We start from the raw sequence: 6,047 nt of genomic DNA, 5'->3' as shown, positions 1-6,047 counted from the left end.
CCTTGCGAACGCCCGCCGCAACCTGGCCCCCGGCCTGCTTGTCGATCCCGCTGATCTCGACCGTGGTCTGATCCGGAGTCTTCACTTCGAGACCCTCGGGCACGTCGAGGTCGACGTCGGGCGAAGAGCCGAGCTGAAGCTTGAGCTTCTTGCCCTGCGCCTGCGCACGGTAACCCACACCGGTGATCTCGAGGACCTTGGTGAAGCCTTCGGTGACACCTGCAACCAGGTTCGACACCAGCGTGCGCTGCATGCCCCAGTGGTTGCGGGCAGCGCGCGTGTCATTGGCCGGTGTGATCGAAATCTCGCCGTCTTCGAGCTTGTACTCGATCAGGTCCGACAGGCCCATGGTCAGGGTGCCCTTGGGGCCCTTAACACTGAGCGTGTCGCCTTCGATATTGGCGGTGACCCCGCTCGGGATCGCCACCGGCTTCTTGCCGATGCGACTCATCAGAACACCTCCGCCAGCACTTCGCCGCCGACGTTCTCGGTGCGGGCTTCGGCATCCGAAAGCACACCCTTGGGCGTCGAGACGATGGTGATGCCAAGGCCGTTGCGCACGATCGGAAGTTCTTTCGAACCCGAATAGACGCGGCGGCCCGGCTTGGAGACGCGGGCAACGTGCTTGATCGCAGGTTCGCCCTCGAAATACTTCAGTTCGATCCGCAGCTGTGCGTGCTTGGCCGAAGCGTCTTCGCTGTAGCCACGGATGTAGCCTTCGCGCTGGAGCACTTCTAGGACGTTCGCACGCAGCTTGCTGGCGGGCGAAAGGACGCTGTCCTTCTTCGCGCGCTGGCCGTTGCGGATGCGGGTGAGCATATCACCCAGGGGATCGGTCATAGCCATCTGTCTTTACCTCACCAGCTCGACTTGGTCAGGCCTGGGATCAGGCCCTTGTTGCCGAGGTCGCGCAGTTCGATGCGGTTGAGGCCGAACTTGCGGTAGTAGCCGCGGGGGCGGCCGGTGGTGGAGCAGCGGTTGCGCACCCGGGTCGGGTTCGCATTGCGCGGCAGTTCCGCCATCTTGAGGCGCGCGATAAGACGCTCGCTCTCGTCGAGGCTTTCGTCGTTCGCGATAGCCTTCAGCTTCGCGTACTTGTCCGCATACTGCTTGACGAGCTTCTTGCGACGCTCGTTCTTGTTGATCGAACTCAGTTTCGCCATTGGACTTAAGTTCCTCTATTAGCGGCTCACGCCGCCTCCTTCTCTTCCGACTCTTCAGCCGGGAACGGGAAACCGAACAGGCGGAGCAGTTCGCGCGCCTCTTCGTCGGTCTTCGCCGTCGTGGTTACGATGATGTCCATCCCGCGGACCTTGTCGATCTGGTCGTAGCTGATCTCGGGAAAGATGATCTGTTCCTTCAGGCCCATGGCGTAGTTGCCACGGCCGTCGAACGACTTCGGATTGAGGCCACGGAAGTCGCGGATGCGCGGCATGGCCACGGTCACGAGACGATCCATGAACTCGTACATGCGCTCGCGGCGCAGGGTGACCTTGCAACCGATCGGCATGCCTTCACGCAGTTTGAACTGCGCGATCGACTTCTTGGCCTTGGTGATAACCGGCTTCTGGCCGGCGATCAGAGCCATTTCCTCGGCGGCCGTCTGAACCTTCTTCTTGTCCTGGCTGGCTTCGCCGACGCCCATGTTGAGCGTCACCTTTTCCAGCTTCGGAACTTCGAGAGCGTTCTTGTAGCCGAACTTCTCGGTCATCGCCTTGACGATCTGCTCGTCATAGCGCTGCTTCATGCGAGGGGTATAATCAGCCATCGATGGTCTCCCCGGACTTCACGGCGACGCGCACCTTCTTGCCGTCCTTCTCTTCGAAACGGACGCGAGTGGGCTTGCCATCCTTCGGATCTGCCAGAGCAACCTTGCTGATGGCCATCGGCGCCTCGAAGCGGTCGATACCACCCTGCGGGTTCTGCTGGGTCGGCTTGCGGTGACGGGCAGCGATGTTGACGCCTTCGACGACGATCTTGCCGTCCTTCGGCATGACCTTCGCGACGGTGCCGGTCTTGCCCTTGTCCTTGCCGGACAGGACGACGACGCTGTCACCCTTCTTGATCTTAGCGGCGGCCATTACAGCACCTCCGGAGCAAGCGAGATGATCTTCATGAAGCCACGACCGCGCAGTTCGCGCACAACGGGGCCGAAGATACGGGTGCCGATCGGCTCTTCGCTCTTGTTCACGAGCACCGCGGCGTTGCTGTCGAAGCGGATCACGCTGCCATCGGGGCGGCGAACATCCTTCTTCGTGCGTACGATGACAGCGCGATGGACATCGCCCTTCTTCACCTTGGTGCGCGGCTGGGCTTCCTTGACGGAAACCACGATCACGTCGCCCACGGAGGCAGTCCGGCGCTTCGAGCCGCCCAGTACTTTGATGCACTGGACGCGCTTGGCGCCGCTGTTGTCCGCGACGTCGAGATTGGATTGCATCTGGATCATCGATCCGGTTCCTTCTCAATGGCTTGCCGGGACCGATGCCCGGCAGTTCCTACGTCTAATTGCCTTCAGTTACCTGCGGCTTCGACTTCGAGGTCGGCCTCGACAGCCTGCGTGCCGCCTGCGGTAACGCGGTCGATCACCTGCCAGGTCTTGGTCTTGGAGATCGGCTTGGTTTCTTCGATACGCACGACATCACCGAGCGTGAACTCGTTCTTTTCGTCATGGGCATGGTATTTCTTCGAACGGCGAATGATCTTCCCGTAGAGGGGATGCTTCACCTTGCGCTCGACGAGCACGGTAACGGTTTTGTCGGTCTTGTCGGAGGTGACGGTCCCGATCAGAATACGCTTGGGCATGGTCTACTCCTTAAGCCTTGGCTTCGGCGCTGGTCGCGCGTTCGGTCTGCAGCGTCTTGATCTTGGCGATCGTGCGACGCACTTCGCGAATGCGGGCCGGAGCCTCGAGCTGGTTCGTGGCCGCCTGGAAGCGGAGGTTGAACTGCTCGCGCTTCAGCGTGGTCAGCTCTTCGGCCAGCTGGTCGTCCGACTTCTGGCGCAGGTCTTCAATCTTGGCCATCATTCGCCTCCCAGGTGCGAGGTGTCGCCCAGGCGGGCAACGACTTTGGTCTTGATCGGCAGTTTCATCGCCGCACGCTCGAATGCCTCGGCAGCAAGCGGACCGGCTACGCCGTCGAGTTCGAACAGGATGCGGCCCGGCTTCACGCGGGCGGCCCAGTATTCGACCGAACCCTTGCCCTTACCCTGACGGACTTCGGCAGGCTTCTTGGACACCGGCACATCGGGGAAGACGCGGATCCAAAGGCGACCCTGACGCTTGATGTGGCGGGTGATCGCACGACGCGCAGCTTCGATCTGGCGCGCGGTGATCCGCTCGGGCTCCAGCGCCTTCAGGCCATAGGAGCCGAAGTTCAAGGTGGTTCCGCCCTTGGCGTCGCCCTTGATCTTGCCCTTGAAGGCCTTGCGGTACTTGGTTTTCTTCGGTTGCAGCATGGTTCTTTCCTAATCCTGCAATCAGCGCGCCGGACGGACGCCCGAGGTCTGGGCTTCCATCATGAGGCGATCCTGGGCGGTCGGGTCATGCGCCATAATCTCACCCTTGAAGATCCAGCACTTGATGCCGATGATCCCGTAGGCGGTCAGCGCTTCGGCTTCCGCATAGTCGACATTGGCGCGCAGCGTGTGCAACGGCACGCGGCCTTCGCGATACCATTCCACGCGGGCGATTTCCGCACCGCCGAGACGGCCGCCGCAGACAATCTTGATGCCTTCCGCGCCAAGGCGGAGGGCCGATTGCACGGCGCGCTTCATCGCGCGGCGGAATGCAACGCGGCGGATCAACTGGTCGGCGATACCCTGGGCGACGAGCTTGGCGTCGATTTCCGGCTTGCGGATTTCGACGATATTCAGCTTCACTTCGCTTTCGGTCATCTTCGACAGCTTGGCGCGCAGCTTTTCGATGTCCGCGCCCTTCTTGCCGATGATCACACCGGGACGGGCCGCGTAGATCGAAATGCGGCACAGCTTGGCCGGGCGCTCGATCACAACCTTCGAGATCGCTGCCTGCGGCAGGTTCTCGACGATGTGCTTGCGGATTTCGATGTCTTCGCTGAGCAGCTTGGCATAGTCACGCCCTTCGGCGTACCAGCGGCTGTCCCAGGTACGGTTGATCTGCAGGCGCAGACCGATCGGATTGCTCTTCTGGCCCATCTTACGCCTCTTCCTGCTCGCGGACGACGATGCGAAGGCGGCTGAACGGCTTCAGGATGCGCGTCGACTTGCCGCGACCACGGGTGTGAAACCGCTTCATGGTAATCGACTTGCCCACCGAAGCCTCGGCAACGACCAGCGCGTCGACATCGAGGTTGTGGTTGTTTTCCGCATTGGCGATCGCCGATGCGAGAACCTTCGTGGCGTCCTTGGCCATCGCCTTCTTCGAGAAAGCGAGGATGTTGAGCGCCTCTTCGGCCTTCTTGCCGCGGATCAGCTCGGCCACGAGGTTGAGCTTCTGCGCCGAACCACGGATCGTGGTTCCGACGGCGAGCGCCTCGTTGTCGGCTACGCGACGGGGTGCTTTCTGCTTGCTCATCAGCGCTTACCCTTCTTGTCGGCAGCATGGCCCGGGAAGGTGCGCGTGGGCGCGAATTCACCGAGCTTGTGGCCGACCATCTCTTCCGAAACGGAGACCGGGATGAACTTGTGACCGTTGTAGACGTTGAACGTCAGACCAACGAACTGCGGCAGGATGGTGGAACGGCGCGACCAGGTCTTGATCGGCTTGGAGCCACCAGCGTCCTGAGCGGTCTCGGCCTTCTTCAGAAGGCTGAGCTCGACGAACGGACCTTTCCAGACGGAACGAGCCATGTCGGATTACCTCTTCTTCTTCGCGTGGCGCGAACGGATGATGAACTTGTCCGTCTGCTTGTTCTTGCGGGTACGGGCGCCCTTGGTCGGCTTACCCCACGGAGTGACCGGATGACGGCCACCACTGGTACGGCCTTCACCACCACCATGCGGGTGGTCGACCGGGTTCTTGGCGACACCGCGGGTCAGCGGCTTGATACCCATCCAGCGGCGACGACCGGCCTTGCCCAGGTTCTGGTTCTGGTTGTCCGGGTTCGACACGGCACCGACGGTGCCCATGCAGTCCGCACGCAGATAACGCTGCTCACCTGAATTGAGCCTGACGATGACCATGCCGCGATCGCGACCGACCAGCTGGACGTAGGAACCTGCGGCGCGGGCGATCTGGCCGCCCTTGCCCGGCTTCATTTCCACATTGTGGCAGATCGTTCCGACCGGCATCTGGCCAAGCAACATGGCGTTGCCGGGCTTGGTGTCGGCCTTCTCGGCAGCGATGACCTTGTCGCCGACAGCCAGACGCTGCGGAGCAAGGATATAGGCCAGTTCGCCGTCGTCGTACTTCACCAGCGCGATGAACGCGGTGCGGTTCGGGTCGTATTCCAGGCGCTCGACGGTGCCTTCGACGTCCCACTTGCGACGCTTGAAGTCGACATAGCGGTACTTCTGCTTGTGGCCGCCGGCCATGCCGCGCGAAGTGACGTGGCCCTTGTTGTTACGGCCACCGGTCTTGCGCTTGCCTTCGACGAGCGACTTGACCGGCTTGCCCTTGTAGAGGCCCGACTTGTCGACGAGGATCAGGCCGCGACGGCCCGGGCTCGTTGGTTTGTAGTTCTTGAGTGCCATTACTCTCTAGCCCCTCAGATACCGCTGGTGACGTCGATGGAATCGCCGTCCTTCAGGGTGACGATGGCCTTCTTCATGTCCACGCGCTTGTAGGGCTTGCCCTTCCAGCGCTTGGTCTTGCCCTTCGTCACGATGGTGTTCACGCCCGTCACATTGACGCCGAAGATCGCCTCGACCGCTTCCTTGATCTGCGGCTTGGTGGCATCGTTGGCGACCTTGAAGACGACGGCGTTGTGTTCCGACGCCAGCGTGGCCTTCTCGGTGATGTGCGGTGCGAGCACGACGTCGTAGTGACGCGCTTCCACTTCCTGCTTCTTAGCCATTGAAACGGGCCTCCAGCTTTTCGACCGCGTCCTTGGTGAGAACCAGCGTGT

14 protein-coding genes are annotated in these 6,047 nt (G+C 61.7%); all 14 read right to left on the bottom strand.

Annotation, left to right across the window (positions count from 1 at the left end):
• On the bottom strand, positions 1-451 hold a 451-nt coding region (gene rplF / locus ACN0X7_RS20220; RefSeq protein ID WP_417520261.1), incomplete at its 3' end, for a 50S ribosomal protein L6.
• Complete coding sequence (rpsH, locus tag ACN0X7_RS20215) at positions 451-846, bottom strand: 30S ribosomal protein S8 (RefSeq protein WP_067464745.1); 396 nt, start codon at positions 844-846, stop codon at positions 451-453. The genes rpsH and rplF, both read right to left, overlap by 1 nt.
• An 11-nt stretch (positions 847-857) precedes the next feature.
• Positions 858-1,163, bottom strand: coding sequence for a 30S ribosomal protein S14 (rpsN, locus tag ACN0X7_RS20210; RefSeq protein ID WP_067690105.1), 306 nt, complete (start codon positions 1,161-1,163; stop codon positions 858-860).
• Positions 1,164-1,189: 26 nt separating this feature from the next.
• Entirely contained in the window at positions 1,190-1,768 is a 579-nt protein-coding gene (gene rplE, locus ACN0X7_RS20205; protein WP_115417099.1) for a 50S ribosomal protein L5, read from the bottom strand.
• Positions 1,761-2,081, bottom strand: coding sequence for a 50S ribosomal protein L24 (gene rplX / locus ACN0X7_RS20200; protein WP_115417100.1), 321 nt, complete (start codon positions 2,079-2,081; stop codon positions 1,761-1,763). Before rplX ends, rplE begins: the two co-directional genes overlap by 8 nt.
• On the bottom strand, positions 2,081-2,449 hold the full coding sequence (gene rplN / locus ACN0X7_RS20195; protein ID WP_067464754.1) for a 50S ribosomal protein L14: 369 nt from the start codon (positions 2,447-2,449) through the stop codon (positions 2,081-2,083). The genes rplX and rplN overlap by 1 nt, the downstream gene beginning before the upstream one ends.
• A gap of 65 nt (positions 2,450-2,514) precedes the next feature.
• Positions 2,515-2,805, bottom strand: coding sequence for a 30S ribosomal protein S17 (gene rpsQ, locus ACN0X7_RS20190; protein WP_067690112.1), 291 nt, complete (start codon positions 2,803-2,805; stop codon positions 2,515-2,517).
• Between the two features lie 10 nt (positions 2,806-2,815).
• The gene (rpmC, locus tag ACN0X7_RS20185; RefSeq protein ID WP_115417933.1) at positions 2,816-3,025 is read right to left on the bottom strand and encodes a 50S ribosomal protein L29; all 210 of its coding nucleotides are present in this window, start codon (positions 3,023-3,025) and stop codon (positions 2,816-2,818) included.
• Positions 3,025-3,459: a 50S ribosomal protein L16 gene (gene rplP, locus ACN0X7_RS20180; RefSeq protein ID WP_115417101.1), complete on the bottom strand. Its 435-nt coding sequence runs from the start codon at positions 3,457-3,459 to the stop codon at positions 3,025-3,027. Before rplP ends, rpmC begins: the two co-directional genes overlap by 1 nt.
• Positions 3,460-3,480: 21 nt before the next feature.
• A complete protein-coding gene (rpsC, locus tag ACN0X7_RS20175; protein WP_115417102.1) occupies positions 3,481-4,176 on the bottom strand; it encodes a 30S ribosomal protein S3 in 696 nt (231 codons plus the stop codon).
• 1 nt (position 4,177) lies between these two features.
• On the bottom strand, positions 4,178-4,555 hold the full coding sequence (gene rplV / locus ACN0X7_RS20170; protein WP_067690121.1) for a 50S ribosomal protein L22: 378 nt from the start codon (positions 4,553-4,555) through the stop codon (positions 4,178-4,180).
• Positions 4,555-4,830, bottom strand: coding sequence for a 30S ribosomal protein S19 (gene rpsS, locus ACN0X7_RS20165; protein ID WP_050599053.1), 276 nt, complete (start codon positions 4,828-4,830; stop codon positions 4,555-4,557). The genes rplV and rpsS overlap by 1 nt, the downstream gene beginning before the upstream one ends.
• Positions 4,831-4,836: 6 nt before the next feature.
• Complete coding sequence (rplB, locus tag ACN0X7_RS20160) at positions 4,837-5,673, bottom strand: 50S ribosomal protein L2 (protein ID WP_115417103.1); 837 nt, start codon at positions 5,671-5,673, stop codon at positions 4,837-4,839.
• Positions 5,674-5,687: 14 nt separating this feature from the next.
• The gene (locus tag ACN0X7_RS20155; protein WP_115417104.1) at positions 5,688-5,996 is read right to left on the bottom strand and encodes a 50S ribosomal protein L23; all 309 of its coding nucleotides are present in this window, start codon (positions 5,994-5,996) and stop codon (positions 5,688-5,690) included.
• Positions 5,997-6,047 lie beyond the last annotated feature (51 nt).

The sequence above is a fragment of the Minwuia sp. genome, assembly GCF_048263705.1.
In the GTDB taxonomy this organism is placed as follows: Bacteria; Pseudomonadota; Alphaproteobacteria; order Minwuiales; family Minwuiaceae; genus Minwuia.
This window is presented reverse-complemented; position numbering and strand designations above follow the sequence as displayed.

Excerpts from the sequence above, each read along its gene's own strand:
- rpsH (WP_067464745.1), bottom strand. The coding sequence starts at position 846 with ATGGCTATGACCGATCCCCTGGGTGATATGCTCACCCGCATCCGCAAC.
- rpsN (WP_067690105.1), bottom strand. The coding sequence starts at position 1,163 with ATGGCGAAACTGAGTTCGATCAACAAGAACGAGCGTCGCAAGAAGCTC.
- rplE (WP_115417099.1), bottom strand. The coding sequence starts at position 1,768 with ATGGCTGATTATACCCCTCGCATGAAGCAGCGCTATGACGAGCAGATC.
- rplX (WP_115417100.1), bottom strand. The coding sequence starts at position 2,081 with ATGGCCGCCGCTAAGATCAAGAAGGGTGACAGCGTCGTCGTCCTGTCC.
- rplN (WP_067464754.1), bottom strand. The coding sequence starts at position 2,449 with ATGATCCAGATGCAATCCAATCTCGACGTCGCGGACAACAGCGGCGCC.
- rpsQ (WP_067690112.1), bottom strand. The coding sequence starts at position 2,805 with ATGCCCAAGCGTATTCTGATCGGGACCGTCACCTCCGACAAGACCGAC.
- rpmC (WP_115417933.1), bottom strand. The coding sequence starts at position 3,025 with ATGGCCAAGATTGAAGACCTGCGCCAGAAGTCGGACGACCAGCTGGCC.
- rplP (WP_115417101.1), bottom strand. The coding sequence starts at position 3,459 with ATGCTGCAACCGAAGAAAACCAAGTACCGCAAGGCCTTCAAGGGCAAG.
- rpsC (WP_115417102.1), bottom strand. The coding sequence starts at position 4,176 with ATGGGCCAGAAGAGCAATCCGATCGGTCTGCGCCTGCAGATCAACCGT.
- rplV (WP_067690121.1), bottom strand. The coding sequence starts at position 4,555 with ATGAGCAAGCAGAAAGCACCCCGTCGCGTAGCCGACAACGAGGCGCTC.
- rpsS (WP_050599053.1), bottom strand. The coding sequence starts at position 4,830 with ATGGCTCGTTCCGTCTGGAAAGGTCCGTTCGTCGAGCTCAGCCTTCTG.
- rplB (WP_115417103.1), bottom strand. The coding sequence starts at position 5,673 with ATGGCACTCAAGAACTACAAACCAACGAGCCCGGGCCGTCGCGGCCTG.
- ACN0X7_RS20155 (WP_115417104.1), bottom strand. The coding sequence starts at position 5,996 with ATGGCTAAGAAGCAGGAAGTGGAAGCGCGTCACTACGACGTCGTGCTC.